The sequence below is a fragment of the Chitinophaga fulva genome, from assembly GCF_012927205.1.
Lineage (GTDB): Bacteria > Bacteroidota > Bacteroidia > Chitinophagales > Chitinophagaceae > Chitinophaga > Chitinophaga fulva.
In genome coordinates this window covers 2,838,651-2,854,014 of the sequence record NZ_JABBGC010000001.1, presented here as the reverse complement: position 1 = coordinate 2,854,014, position 15,364 = coordinate 2,838,651, and the positions used below count along the sequence as shown (strand labels likewise).

The window sequence follows — 15,364 nt, the reverse complement described above, 5'->3', positions numbered from 1 at the left end:
GAAACTATTCGATGGTTATATAATTGGAGTAATAACAATATGCTGCAGTCTTTTTCGCGAGCAGGTCCAGCACATCAATAAACCGGTAGTCAGCAGAGGCGGGCGATGCGTCCAGGGATATTTCTGTACATCCTCCGATCACCACGTCCACACCATTGTTCTGTATCTTTTCAAACGCCAGGGCCATTAGCCTGCGGGCCTCTGTGGATATATGATTGGACTTAAACCCGTTTTCCATATACACTGCACGCATGAACACCTCTTCCTGATCAGTTCTGTTAAGGGTAACAACTTCAATACCTTCCCTGCCCAGTGCCTCATGAAACAAACCGGCACTGATGGTGCCGCTGGTAGCCAGCAGTCCCACTCGCGGAGCATTGCCCGGCGATTTTTCACGAACAGCCTCCGCCACCAGGTGCAGGGGATTCATGATACAGGCATTGGTATGTCTTCGGAGCTGTTCATAGTAATAATAAGAGGTAACACAGGCTAGGGCGATCAGCTCCACATCCTGTTGGTTAAACAGATCAATGGATTTCAGGAGCGCATTCAGGGAAGAGGGGCCATTATGAAGAATGGCCTTCGTTCTGTCAGGTACCCCTGCGTTGTTATGGAAGATAATCTCCGGAAAATCCTGGTCCGATATGGCGGGAGAGTAATCAATGATCTTTTGCAGAAAGAGCGCGCCGGCTCTGGCCCCCATTCCTCCTACTATTCCCATCTTTTTTGGTTGATTCATCGGAAGAACAATTAATGTATGTTAGGTAAGTCAAAAAGTTCGAGCAGAATATTAAAGGTGAGCACTACTATCAGTAAGTCACTCTCATAAGGCAGGTTTAGCCGGAAATCACTTGCGCTGTAAATTTTGCGAAGCGCTTCTACGGTATCAGGATCAAAGTATCCTTGTTTTTTAATACGCTCATAAGAGAGCATGTCATCAATCCATTCAATCCGTTGCCTGATCAGGTCCGGACTGCCGGGCGCGATAAACCCGAATTTCTGGCGGTCGATGATCTGTCCGGGTATGTATTTCCGTGCGATCTCCTTCAGTATATATTTTTCATTTAGTCCGTTCAGTTTCAGGTCTGGCGGAATTGTCCGGGCAAATTCCACGAGATCGATATCGAGGAATGGGAACCGGCCTTCAACGGAGTTCGCATAGGTCATACGATCACAATGATCCGCAATGAGGTGGTCAGACAAACGGAGCTTGAGATCTATGTAGGAACGTTTATGCAGTACATGCCGGTTGCGGACCCGTTCTTTATTGAACTGCAGGGTACTGACAGCATCAAAGCTCCTGAAGCGCTCTCTTAATGTACGGGAGTAGATGTTACGTTTTGTATCACTAAATTCATAATAGTTTTTCTCATAGAAAAAATCCTTGTCGCCCCACAACTTAAAACGGTATTCATCTTCCAGCTGTTCTTCCAGCTCTTTGTTTCCTGTGTTGATGACCCGTTGTTTATCAAATTTATACCCCACATAGCCGCCAAAGAGTTCATCGGCGCCTTCTCCGGAGAGCACCACCCTGATCCCTTTTTGATTTACCGCCTGGGACAATGCGAGGGAACAGGTATTGTAGGATTCCTTTAGCGCACATTCTGACGACCAGACAGCCGATTTAAGTCTTGATTCTACTTCCGACGGGTCAAACAGGATCTCATGCATCGTCACGCCCAGGTGTTTTGCCACCTGCTGCTGATAGGTGCTTTCATTCATGTCATTATTCCCCGGGAATCCGATAGAGAACGCAGGATATCCGCCGTCGGGGGCAACCGCTTTCATGATGCCTCCTACCAGCGAAGAATCCAGGCCGCCACTGAGATAAAAACCAATCGGCACATCTGCGTTCATTCTGTATTTGACAGCACGGATAAGCAGCTCTTCCAGCTTTTCCCGGTAATAGGATTCACTGGCATGCGTCGTAGCTTGCTGTTCCGGGTATATGAGGTCCCAGTATTGTGTAATGCTTGTCTTCCCGTCTTCTATCAGCAGATAGTGGCCCGGCGGGAGACTGCAAATATCTTTAAACATAGTGGCCGGGCTTACCAGGCCGGGGAAACTGAATACCTGGTCCAGCCCTTCCAGGTTCACATCTCTTTTTACTTCCGGGTGTTGCAGTATCGCTTTTATTTCTGACCCGAAGACGAAGGTGTCTTTCACTTGTGTGTAGAACAGGGGGCAGATACCAAACTGGTCTCTTGCGAGAAAGACACTTCTGTTCCTGCCATCGAAGATGCAGAAAGCGAACTGGCCGTTCAACCTGTCAATAAAATCATGTCCGTATTGCAGGTATAGGTATAGTATCACCTCTACGTCGCAATGCGTGGTAAACCGGTATCCCTTTTGTTCCAGTTCCCGGCGCAGTTCCCGGTGATTGTATATTTCACCGTTACAGATAAGCGCCACCTGTTTGTCTTCGCTGATGAAAGGCTGACGCCCGTGATGCACGTCAATAATACTCAGTCTTTTGAAGCCCAATCCGACGCCGTTGCCATAGTAGTAAGACACGTCATCCGGCCCTCTGTGATGAAGCATGCCGGTCATCTTCTCCAGCACTGCTTCGGTAATCCGTACTGGTCCATGTACACCATAAATGCCCGTAATTCCGCACATAGTTATTGTGAGTTAATCCCTAAAATTCATCGCTTACCTGACCGGTAAAAGCTGTCTCTTTATTGGCAAACCCGCCGGAGTAATCTTCCAGCGTACATTGCATTGTTCCGTTGATGGTGATAGCTGTTCGCATTACTTTCACTTTGGCCGCCACCACTGCCGGCAGGTCTGACAGGTCGCCATCTTCCGTGAGGATATATTTTGCAGTTGATAAATACCGCATCAGTTCGGGGTCATCTTCCAACATCCGCAATGCGGCGATGGGGCAATACAACGTCTGTACCGGAACAGCAGTATTGCTACCGCCGGCATACAGCGTACGCAGTTGGTTTAAATAGGCAAACCCTTTGCGTATATCATCCCGGCCCAGCCCGAAATCAATCAGGCAGGCAACTTCATTCACATCATAGGATTTGAGCCGGTGTAATAATTTTTCTGCTTTTGTGACAGAACCCAGCAGCCCTGCCTGTTCAAAGAAGCGCTCAAAAGCCAGCTCCGTCAATTCCTGCAGGAGTGATTCCGGCAGTTGATCATTGACGCCGCCATAACGTCCCGCCACTTCTTTTGCATTGCCAGCACCGGAGTTGCTGCCGGCCATGGCCTGTATCAGCTGTGTGGAGGAGCGGATGTAGCTTTTAAGCGGCTCCCGCACCAGCTGGCGGACTTCCTCATCGCTTTCTCCGAGATAAGTGTGCACCATGACTGTCACCTTACGGGAACGTGGATCAAAACCGCTCTCCTGTAATGCGGCACGGTAAGCGGCTATCTTGTCTATCAGTTCTTCTGTATTCTGCCATAATAAGTGCGTCAGGATATTGGCGCCAATTCTGCCCGCATCGATAAATGTTTCAATTTTTCCTGAAACAGTAATCCACATCGGCAGTTCCTGTTGCACCGGCCGGGGAAATATCCTCACCTGAATTTCTTTCCCAAGACCGTTGACTGCCGGTACAGTACCGCCTCCCCATAGCTCCCTTACTGCCGCAATCTGTTTCATCATGTGCTGATGCCGGTCAGCATAATTTTCGGGGAAGAAGATGAAGTCGTCGCATTGCCATCCGGAGGCAAAGGATATCCCGGCACGACCGTTGGATAGGTTGTCAATCAATGCCCAGTCTTCTGCGATCCTTACAGCATGATGGAGCGGCGATACGAGACTGCCGCTGCGTATCCCGATATGTTTGGTTTTTGCAGCGATGGCGGCGCTCAATACAGAAGGATTGGGATACAGTCCGCCAAATTCGTTGAAATGCCGTTCTGGTGTCCATATCGCTGTAAAACCATTTGCATCACCGAAAGCGGCAGCGTCCATCAACAGTTCATATTTGCCATCAGCCGAATCTTCCACGTAGCTTCCAAAATGAAACAGGCTAAACTCCATCGTGAAAGGAGGCTTTTCACCCAGGTATTTTTTCAGAAACGATTTGTCTTCCTGATTGTTAATGATAACCGGAACTCCATTGGCTGAAGCCCACAGTACCAAAGGCAGCAGCTGGTCTGCCGGCATATTCGCAGGCAACGCCACCCCTTGCCCTTTTCCCACGAGCTTACCCATTTCGTCAGCAAAAGCAGTTGCGTCCTTCCACAAACAGGGATGACAAACAGGTTCCCCCTCTGCGAACGGCGCCTCTGTTTCGGGACCATCTGCAAAAACTACCGGAACAACCGGCAGCTGCTGCTGATGGAGATGTGTAGTAATAACTGCCTGCGCGCCGTAGCGTACTGCCACAGCATCGGCTCCGCTCCTGTCAGTCAAAGGGTCTGCCAGGACCCAGGCGAGCTGCCTGGCCTCCAGCGCCCAAACCGCCGGAAGCAGGTCTTCCGCAGCAGCGAGGTACAGCACAACAGTGTCATTCTTCTGCAGGTCCAATTGCTGCAACTGGTGATGTATGCTGCCAGCTTTCACCTGCAGGCCATTCATTGTAAAAGTGGCATTATGGTAGATGATGACTGCATCATCTTCTTTATTGCTGATCATATCTATAAAAGCGGGTGTGTGAAACGGGTTAGAAATCGTTGCTGATGGAAGCGCTAAAATCGGTTTCCAGCTTTGCATCGCCGGGAACATCTTTCAGGAAATTGATAGATCCCACTGGTTTGTCAGGGGATTCCAGGATAGACCGGGTAATATGCATCCATTGTTGCCGGAGCCTTTCTATCAAAGATTCGTCATACGTCCCGGCATTATAACAGAAGTCAACGGTTAATGCCGCGCCCGGGCTTACCACCACTACCATATCGAAACTGGTTTGTTCATAGCCTCCACTCGAGGCGAAAGACAGGCTTTCCCAGACAGCTTTCCGTTTGGGGTCCTGCTTCATTATTTTCTGTACGGGGTAATTTTCAAATACGAGAATGGTATCAAACAATTGTCCTCCTCTTCCTTCCTGTATATCCACCAGTTGGGCATAGTGATAGTTCTCCCCGTTCACCAGGTCTTCTTTTATCTTCAGTAGCAGTGACTGCGATGTCAGCAGTGTATCATACCGGATACGGACGGGAATGGTATTGATAAAAAAGCCCACCATGTCTTCAATACCATCCAGATGTCCGGCCCTGCCGGAAACAACAGCGCCGAAGACGGCATCTTGGCTGGCCGTATAACAAGAGAGCAATATGCCCCAGACAGCCTGGACGAAAATATTTTCCGTGATGCGGAGTGTCGCGCAGAAGGTGGTGATCTGTTGCCGTAATGTTTCTTCGACCGTAAATGTGTACCGTTTGATAATGGTTTGTTTCCTGGACACAACCGGTTTACGCGGCAACGTGCCCGCTGCATCATAGCCGGCAAGATAATTCCGCCAGTAGTGTAGCATATCGCCCCGGTCGATGGTCTCCAACCATTGTATATATGCCGAGTAGGGCTGCACTGGTCCCAGCATCGGTGCTGTGCCTTCCAGCAAGCTGTCGTACAGGTGGAAAAACTCCTTTACCAGTATACCAATACACCATCCATCCATGATGATATGATGGTGGCTCCAGATAAATTCCCAAACGTCATTGTCTACTTCCAGCACTGTCAGCCGCATCTGGGAACCGCTGTTCAGATCAAACCCCTGCGCCCTGTCGTTGCGTTTGCGCTGTTCAACATAATGCTGCACATTGCTGTCCACTTTTTCACAGGTAAACCCTTCACTGACAGTACGTGCCACCACCTGTAACATCCGCTGACCGAAACGTTGGGAAAAATGAGTTCTCAATACCGCATGCCGCGCTACCAGCATGTAATAGCTTTGCTCCAGCAAAGCGGGTTCCAGTTTACCTTTGAGGCGGTAGCTGACCTGTTCAAAATACATCGGGGACGATGGATTGGAGACCCAGTGAAAGTACAGCCCTTCCTGCAATGGACTAAGCGGATATACATCTTCCAGGGGTATTTTCTTTCCCAACTGCATGACTTGGTCAATGCCAAGGTCCCGGCAGGTAAGGTCTACCGGCGTAAGCCTATTCTCCGTTGTTGCTGACAACAGGCCGACAAGTACTTCCAGTTGTTTGCGGTATGCATCCATCAGCCTGGTGATGGTTTCCTGGTGGTATTGTTGCGCACTGTATTCTACAGACAGCTGTAACCTGCCATTGGCGGTCATCCCGGTAATCTCCAGTATAATGTCGCGTGTTCTGCCATTGTATACATCTGCACCATGGGCAACACCGGACATGGAGAACCTGTCCTCACTGTTGTTTCTTCCGTCTCCAAAATCACCCAGGTAGTTAAAACGTATCAACGGCTTCATCTGAAAGTCATGATGACCCGCATACCGAAGCAATCCATATCCGATGCCTTTGTCCGGTACCCGATGCAGGTTCTCCTTCACTGTCACCAGGTGATAAAGCGGATCTGCTGCATGGTCCGTCCGGAGTATGACCGGATACATAGTAGTAAACCATCCTACTGTACGGCTGACGTCCATATCGCCCCAGCTGTCTTCCCTGCCATGCCCTTCCAGTTCCACCGCAACGGTAGCAACACCCATCACTTCATGCATGGCAAGACTGAGGGCAGCTAACAGCACGTCATTCATATTTGTCCGGTAAACCTGATGCGTGCGGGTCAACAGCCATGTTGTATTTTCTTCATTCAGGGTAAAAGCATGAGCAGCCGTTGTACCGATAAGATTTTGCCCCTCAGGGCTGTCCATCGGCAGTCTTTCCGGCGAAGCATTATCGATGTCCTGCCAGTATGCTTCCTGTGCTTTCAGCTTTCCGTCGCGGAGATGCTGTTGCAGTTGTTGTTGCCAGTAGGCGAAGGAATCCGTTTTTTGTGGTAACGTCAACGGCTCTCCTGCCAGGCATTGTGCATATAAGTCTGACAGATCTTCCAGCAGGATACGCCAGGACACCGCATCTATCACCAGATGATGTGCGATCAGCAGCAGCCGGTCGCCGGTAGGCCCGTGGAACAAGGCTGCCCGGAACAGCGGCCCGCGGTCAAGGTCTGCCGCAGCCTGCAACCGTTCACAATGCAACGCAAACGCTGCTTCGCTATCCCATGTTATTTCTTCAACGTGCGCTTTTAGCTCTTCTCCTTTACTTTCCTGTATCCACCCCGTTTCTGTATGATGAAAGACCAGGCGTAATGCATCATGATGCAGGAAGATTTTTGTCAGCACCGTTTCCAACACCCCGGTTATCAGCCTTTCCCTGCTTTCCAGCAGAACGGATTGATTAAAGTGATGGGGATGCTCTCCGCCACTTTGCAGTAACCATTGCTGTACAGCGCCTAAACGGACAATGCCGGTCACCAGGCCCTGTTCAGCTTCCCTTTCCTGTATGCTTACATGCGTGGATAGTTCCGCGATTGACGGATATCTCATCACATCCTGTATCGTTAGGACATATCCCCGCTGTTTCATCCGGGAAACGATCTGTATGGATTTGATAGAGTCGCCTCCCAGCAAAAAGAAATCATCGTTGATGCTGATAGGATGTTTTTTAAGCACATCGCCATAAACGGCTACCAGGTGGACTTCCACATCATTTCGTGCAGCCTGGAAACAACCGTTGTCAGGCGACTTCAATGTGTCCGGCGCAGGTAATGCTTTCCTGTCCACTTTACCGTTGCTGGTCAGTGGCAATGCCGGCAGCACTACAAAATGATGAGGCACCATATATGCCGGCAATTTTGTTTCCAGGAAGGCCCTGAGCGCGCCGATCTGAATGTTGTTGCCACTCAGGTATGCGACCAGCTCATTTTCATCACCCGGCGTTCTTTTCCATGCCTTTACCAGCGCGGCTGTTACCCCGGGGTATGATTGCACCGCGTGTGATATTTCTCCTGTTTCAATCCGGTATCCCCTGATTTTTACCTGGTCGTCTGCCCGTCCACTGAATTCAATATCTCCTGTCGGCAACCAGCGGCCTATATCACCAGTGCGGTATAATCGTTCTCCTTTTTTGAAAGGATGGACTATAAATTTTTCAGCGGTCAGTTGTTCCTTGTTCAAGTATCCTTTTGCCAGCCCCGTGCCACCTATATACAGTTCTCCATAGACGCCCACGGGCAGCAGTGCCTGGTGATTGTCCAGTACATACATCTCCGTATTCCAGATGGGCCTTCCGATGGGAATGACCTGATCGTTTGAGGATACAGGATAAAAGGTGACATCCACGGCTGCTTCCGTGGGACCGTATAAATTGTGTACCGGCACATTCAACAGGGCGTACCAGTTATGCGCCGTTGCCGGCTGCAATGCCTCTCCACTGGTCACTACCATACGGAGGCTGCTGAGCCGGCCGGGTACCTGCTCCTGGTGATGTAATTGTCCGATAAAGGCATTCATCATGGGAGGCACAAAATGCAGGCAGGTGACCCTGTTTTTTTCAATCAGCGCTACTATTTTTTCCGGAGAACCGGCATCTTCCCGGGGACATAATACCAGCCGTGCCCCAAAACACAGCGGCATAAATATCTCCCATACTGACACATCAAAAGTGAAAGTGGTTTTCTGTAAAATGATATCTTCCGAAGAGAAGGCATAATGTTTCCACATCCAGTATATCCTGTTGACCACCGCGCGATGTTGCAACATACATCCTTTGGGATGTCCGGTAGAACCGGAGGTATAGATCACATACACCAGGTCGTCAGGGTTCCCGCTGGTGGTGTTTTCCGGGCTATGGTCCTTCTCCTCCCTACTGAAGGCTGCCAGTACATCGTCTGTAATCACCAACCGGCAATTACTGTCTGCCACCAGGTAGTCAACTCTTTCCGCCGGAAATGCCGGATCAACAGGCAGGTACGCAGCACGGGCTTTTAGCACCGCCAGCAGGCTGATGATCATCCATTCGCTGCTTTGCAGCCTCACGGCCACAATATCTCCAGGTCCAACAGCATACCTGCTTTGCAGGTAATGGCTTAACCGGTTGGCCTTTTCGTTCAGTACACCAAAAGAGAGGGTGGTATCTGTGGCCACGAGTGCAGTAGCATCCGGCAACAGGCGCGCCTGTTCTTCAAACAGTGACGTGATGGTCTTTTCTGAGGGAAACCATGCCTCAGTATTATTGAATGACGCCAGACGTTGTTTTTCTTCTTCCGGCAAATAGGGCACCTCTGCCAGGGGTGTATCCGGGCGAACCAGCAGATTGGCCAGCAGGGTGGTGAAATGCGTTGCCAGTTGCTGAATAAATTCCCGGTCAAATATGTCCGTATTATATTCCAGCTTCAGTGCAATACCGTCTGGTGATTCATGAAAGTAAAATGTGAGGTCCAGTTTACTCACAGCGAACGTTTCGCCTTCATAGCTGCCTACCTCCAGCCCGTTGGCCAGTGAAGTATTTTGCGATTGCAATGTTTCATTGTTCTGCAGCACCATCATCACATCGAAGAGCGGGTTCCGGCCTGCTTCGCGCGCTACTTGCAGATCTTCCAGCAGTGCATCCAGCGGATACTGCTGATGTTCAAAAGCGCCCAGCGTTATATCCCTTACTTTTTCCAGTAACGACCGGAAGCTGTCATGCCCGTCAATCCGGACGCGGAGCGGTAGTGTATTGATGTAACAGCCGATCTGTTTTTCGAGGTCAACATGATTCCTGCCGGCAGCGGGCGTACCGATGATCATATCCTGTTGCGCAGTGTACCGCGCCAGCAATGCTGCAACGCCCGACAGTAAGCCCATAAAGAGCGTGCTTCCCCCGTCATCGGCGAAGGATTTCAACTGACCAGTCAGCGTATTGCCTAACAGCAGGTGTACGGCATGTCCCTGATAGGAACGGACCGCCGGCCGCGGGCGGTTGGCAGGCAGTTCCAGCAAAGGCAATACGCCCTCCATTCTGGATTGCCAGTATTTTTTACTCACGAGGAGCGCTCCTTCGTTTAGTTGTTGCTGTTGCCACCATGCATAGTCTTTATACTGAACCGGCAAGGGTGGCCATTGCGGTGTTTCACCGGCAGCAAGGCACTGATAAAGTTGTGCCATCTCCGCGATCAGCACACGCATAGACCAGGCATCACCGATGATATGCGGCAGCACACAGTAGAATATCCACCGGTCATCTTCCTGGTGACAAACACCGGTACGGATAAGCGGCCACGCCGAAAAATCAAATGGCGCAGCAAACTGCTGCATGATCACCTCATCAACCTTGTCAGCCGGGCGCAAGGCCTCTCTGCAGTCCTCATAGCCGACATGAAGCTGTGCTGCCTCCGGGGAAAGAATAAATTGTTTCACTGTTCCGGTATCATCTTCCCGGAATGTGGTCCGCAATATTTCATGGCGCCGGATAATGGTCTCAAAACAAGCAGATAACAGCGCGACATCAAGATGACCGCTAAAAGACAATACAGCAGGGATATTATAAGCTACGTTTGTTTCCGGGGACTGTCCCAGCACCCACAATCTTTTCTGGGAAGATGACAACGGATAAGCATAGCTCTCCGGCGCAGGCGGGATATGTCTGAAATGACCATCTCCCGCCGTGCTGTCATCATCCAGTAATTCCAGTATTTGTTGTTTGAACAGGCGCAATTGCTCCTTCTCGCCGTCTTCCAATGCGGCGAGATTACCTGTAACCTTCAGCTGGCCGGCCTGTGCCTTCACCGAGATATTCTTTTTTCCCAGTGTGGCAATAATATTCAATACTGACCTGTGCATAAGTTTCTCATCACTTTAAATCATATAGCCAATGCTTCTCTTTTCTCCACGTTGTGGGGAGCATACTGCAATGCTGTTTCAGCGATAAGCCGCAGTCCCTGTTCAAGGGATTGACGGGAGATCGTCAGTGCCGGCAGGATCTTCAACACGGTATCATCAGGCCCGCATACTTCCACGATCAGTCCTTTTTTGAAACATTCGGCAGACAGCTGTTTAGCTGCCGTAGTTGTTTCCATTTCAATGCCCCATATCATGCCGATGCCCCTCACGGATTTAATAGCCGGCACTTTGGCCGCGAGGGCCAGCATTTTTTCCTGGATAAATGCGCCATTAGCCACGGTAGCGGCTTCCAGCGCGCCTGTTTTCCAGAAATCCAGCGCGCCGATGGCGGTGCACAGGGAGAGATTATTGGCCCTGAAGGTGCCATTATGTTCGCCTGATTTCCAGATGTCCAGCTCCGGCCTTATCAGTACCAGGGACAAAGGCAGCCCGAATCCGCTGATCGATTTTGACAGCAGTACCAGGTCCGGTACAATACCAGCCCTTTCAAAGCTGAAGAATGTACCCGTACGGCCGCATCCTGTTTGAATTTCATCTACTATCAGCATGATGCCGGCCCGTGCAGTGAAGTCGCGCAGCTGTTGTAACCACTGAATGCCGGCAACGTTGACACCACCTTCTCCCTGTACTGTTTCCACGATAACGGCAGCAGGCAGTTCAAAGCCAGACCCGCTGGCGGTAAGCATCTTTTCCAGGAATGCGCAGGTATTGACGTCCTCTCCCAGGAATCCGTCATACGGGAAAAAGAGCACCTCCTGGGGAGGATTTACTTTTTGGCTTTCCAGGCAACAGGCCGACAGTGCCAGTGAAGTGGCCGTCATACCATGGAATGAACGGGTAAAGGCCACTACCTTTTTACGGCCCGTCACCTTCCTGGAAAGCCTGACAGCAGCTTCCACCGCGTTAGTCCCTGTGGGGCCGCAAAACTGTACTTTATAAGGCAACGACCTCGGTTTCAATATCACGGCATCAAACATTTCGAGGAACTGCTTTTTAATGGCGCTGTCCATATCGAGGCAATGCACCACATGGTTCTTCTGGAGGAAAGAAAGTATATCCTGTTTCAGTTTGGGATGGTTATGTCCATAATTGAGCGCTCCTGCGCCACTAAAGAAATCGATATATTGCTGGCCGCGATGGTCTGTCAGTATTTCGCCTTCAGCAGTTTCGAAGACAGTAGGAAAAGCCTTCCCATAGCTGTTCACGTTGGATTCGTTCAGCATAAAACAAAAAGTTGATTCGGGTTAAAAGATGTTAGGTTGTCAGATGATAAGCGATTCCTCCATGCCGGAATTTATATTTTCCTGTTGCTGCATAGCATCAATGTATAATGCCAGCGATTCAATTCTGGGGTATTGAAAGAAGTAGCTCATTTTTATTTTCACGTTAAACGTGGCATGTATCCTGGAGATAACGCGGATACACAACAAGCTGTGTCCGCCTATCCGGAAAAAGTTGTCCCTGGTGCCGATGGGGCTGCGTTGCAATATTTCCTCCCAGATGCTGACCAGTTCTTTTTCCATGGCGCTGACAGGGGCTGTATAGGTACTGTTTTCTCCCAGGCCGTATGCTGCCGGTGAGGGCAGCTGCTTCCGGTCAATTTTATTGTTGTGCTGCGGCATGCGGTCCAGCCTGATGAAAAGGTGAGGGATCATATAAGCTGGCAAGCGATCTGCCAGGAAGGATTCCAGCAGGCTGTTTTCCGGCAGTTCTTTACCGGTGGCATAGGCTACCAGTATTTTGTCCCCGTTATTATTTTCCTTTACCAGTACAGCCGCGGCGTCTACACCGGGGCAAGCCTGCAGGCAGTTTTCTATCTCTCCCAGCTCAATGCGGTAGCCATATAATTTTATCTGGTTGTCTCTTCTGCCCAGGAATTCCAGCTCTTGCCGGAATGACCATCTGCCCATATCCCCCGTTTTGTACATCTTCTCCCGGCCATCACCGTAGAAGGGGTCTATAGAAAAAGCAGCCGCAGTTTTTTCCGGATCATTGATATACCCTCTTCCGACACCGATACCTGCTACATATATTTCGCCGGTCACGCCCGGCGGGCATATGTTACCGGAAGGGTCCAGTATATAAATGCGGATATTCCTGATGGGTTTTCCAATGGCCACATTGCCTTCCGGAGGAGGGCCATGCATCACGTGCAGGGTAACATCATCAGCTGCTTCCGCCGGGCCGTATGCATTCAACACGCGCGTTGCCGGGTACATGCTGAACCATCTTCCGATCAGTTGGTGGGTGGATGACTCGGCTGTCACAATGAGCGTGCGGAGTGACTGCAGGTATGTTCCAGGCGTAGCATCGATACTGTCCAGTAATACTTTCAGATAGCTGGGTACCAGTTGCAGCACCGTGATGCCATCGCGGGTGATCTGCGCGGCAAACAACGCCGGGTCGAGGATAACGTCCTGGGGATAGATGGTGGTAGTACCTCCCGTTATGAGGGCGGTCAGCAACTGCCATACGGATATATCGAATGTAAACACGGCTGTTTGGGCCAGGTTACTGTTGGCATCCATGCCGAGACCTTCCGCCATGGCCACAAAATGGTTCATCGTGCCCAGGTGTTCTACCATCGCGCCTTTGGGCTTACCGGTAGAACCGGAGGTATAGATGATATAGGCCAGATGTTGCCCGTTATGAATAATCACCGGGTTTCGGTCGTCATATTCCGCTGCCACCGTACTGAAATGACGCAACCATGCTTCGTCTACCAGTGTACGGGCGCCGGCATCTTCCAGCATATAGCGCACCCTTTCTTCCGGATAGTCCGGATCAAGCGGCATGTAGGCCGCACCGGCTTTCAAAATGCCCAACACGGCAATCACCATCCGTTCGCTTCTGTCCAGCCTCACACCAACAATACTATCTGCCCCTACCTGGTATTGCTGCCGCAGGTAGTGCGCCAGCCTGTTGGCTTGTTCATTGAGTTGCCTGTAAGTCAACCGCTGTGTTTCATAAACCACGGCTACTTTGTCGGGGTATTGCCTGACATTGTGCTCAAAGGCTTCTACAAATGTCTGCCCATTGTCTTCTGTTGTCCAACATGCGCCAAAGCCTGACACCAGCTGTTGTTGCGCTGCTTCCGGCAAATACTGCAACCGCGACACCCGTATTTCCGGGGCCAGAGTCAATGCATCCAGCAGTTGCTCCAAATGGATGCACAGCTGGCTGATCATTTCTTTCGTATATACGTCTCTGTTATATTCGATACACAGTCGTATATCCTGCGTTGTATCAAAAAAATCAAAAGTGATATCAAATTTACTGACCGCTTCAAGCGCTATTTCAGGAACAGACACCCCGACGCTACCCCCCCGTTGCTGCGCTGTATTATTCAACCCCGTATTGTATACGCTTACCATTACATCAAACAAAGGACTTCTGCTAATGTCTCTGGGAGGATTGATATCCAGTATCAGCTCGTTAAACGGGTAATCGCTGTATTCATAGGCATTCAATGTGGTTTGCCTGACCTTCTCCAACAGTTGCAGGAAGCTGTCATTTCCGGAGAAACGGGTACGCAACGCCAGCGTATTCAGGTACAGGCCTACCTGGTGCTCCAGGTCTGCATCCTCCCTGTTGGCCAGCGAGGTCCCTATCACCAGGTCTTCCTGTCCGGTATATTTATACAGCAGCGTTTTTACGGCAGCCAGCAATCCCATAAATAACGTATAGCCGCCACCGTTCAGGAGAGTCCTGAACTTTCCGGTGATAGTGCCCTTAATGGTATGATTGAGCAATGCGCCGTTGTAAGTCTTTACAGGCGGCCTGCTTTTACCACCCCACAGTTGCAACACCGGCAATTCGCCGGAGAACTGCTCCTGCCAGTATTGCCTGCATTTATCGCCATGTCCTGATTTCAGTTTTTCCTCCTGCCAGGTGGCATAGTCTTTATACTGTATCCGTAGCGGCGCCAGTGTTACAGCGCTCCCGCTTATACGGGCCTGGTATAATTGCAACAGTTCTTTGGTCAGCACGTCCATCGACCACCGGTCACCGATGATATGATGTATGATATACAGCAGCAACCATTTTTCTGTTCCTGTACGGTACAGGCATACCCGTAAGAGCGGGGCCTGCTCAAGATCGAAGGGTTTATCGAGTTCCCGTTGCACGGCTTCGTTCAGTGCGGGTTTGTCAGACCAGTCCTCGTATTGCATCATGAAACCGGTACGCTCCGCAGGCAATATGCACTGCCGGACGAAGTCAGGGTCATCTCCCCTGAAAAATGTCCGCAGGGCCTCATGCCTGTCGATCAGTGTCCTGAAAGCCTGTTCCAATTCTTCCGGTACGACCGGACCTTCCAGCTGCAGCAGGTTGGTCATGTTGTAAGCCGCATTGCCTTCGGGGTCCTGGCACAACAGCCACAACCCTTTTTGGGCCAACGTGAGGGGATAGTCGTCTCCTGTGGCAACAGGAATCCGTTCTTTTTCCTGCCATTGTTTTAGAAAGTCCGTGATCAGGGATTTCCGGGTGCGGATAGCTTCCAGTACATCTGCCGGAAGCTGGTCACCGTCATAGGATATCTCCAGCTCGTTGCCCTGCAGGGCAATGTCTATCCCACGTTCTTTCAACATTTTTAA

General features: G+C 50.5%; 6 protein-coding genes. All 6 read right to left on the bottom strand.

Translation table 11 applies throughout. The features are described 5' to 3' along the window. Positions 1-4: 4 nt before the first annotated feature. From HHL17_RS11705 to HHL17_RS11680, 6 genes are read right to left on the bottom strand one after another with little or no spacing between them, the layout of a single operon-like run. Positions 5-739 (bottom strand): aspartate/glutamate racemase family protein, encoded by a 735-nt coding sequence (locus HHL17_RS11705; RefSeq protein WP_169224900.1) that lies wholly within the window; start codon positions 737-739, stop codon positions 5-7. Between the two features lie 11 nt (positions 740-750). Further along, positions 751-2,619, bottom strand: a complete 1,869-nt coding sequence (asnB, locus tag HHL17_RS11700; protein ID WP_169224899.1) for an asparagine synthase (glutamine-hydrolyzing) — start codon at positions 2,617-2,619, stop codon at positions 751-753. 19 nt (positions 2,620-2,638) lie between these two features. Next, complete coding sequence (locus HHL17_RS11695; RefSeq protein ID WP_169224898.1) at positions 2,639-4,597, bottom strand: MupA/Atu3671 family FMN-dependent luciferase-like monooxygenase; 1,959 nt, start codon at positions 4,595-4,597, stop codon at positions 2,639-2,641. A 28-nt stretch (positions 4,598-4,625) separates the two neighbouring features. After that, positions 4,626-10,709: a non-ribosomal peptide synthetase gene (locus tag HHL17_RS11690; protein ID WP_169224897.1), complete on the bottom strand. Its 6,084-nt coding sequence runs from the start codon at positions 10,707-10,709 to the stop codon at positions 4,626-4,628. A gap of 20 nt (positions 10,710-10,729) precedes the next feature. Next, positions 10,730-11,992 carry a diaminobutyrate--2-oxoglutarate transaminase gene (gene ectB, locus HHL17_RS11685; protein WP_169224896.1) on the bottom strand — a complete coding sequence of 421 codons (1,263 nt, stop codon included), beginning with the start codon at positions 11,990-11,992 and terminating at the stop codon, positions 10,730-10,732. A gap of 39 nt (positions 11,993-12,031) precedes the next feature. Beyond that, positions 12,032-15,358 carry a non-ribosomal peptide synthetase gene (locus HHL17_RS11680; protein ID WP_169224895.1) on the bottom strand — a complete coding sequence of 1,109 codons (3,327 nt, stop codon included), beginning with the start codon at positions 15,356-15,358 and terminating at the stop codon, positions 12,032-12,034. Positions 15,359-15,364: the final 6 nt, after the last annotated feature.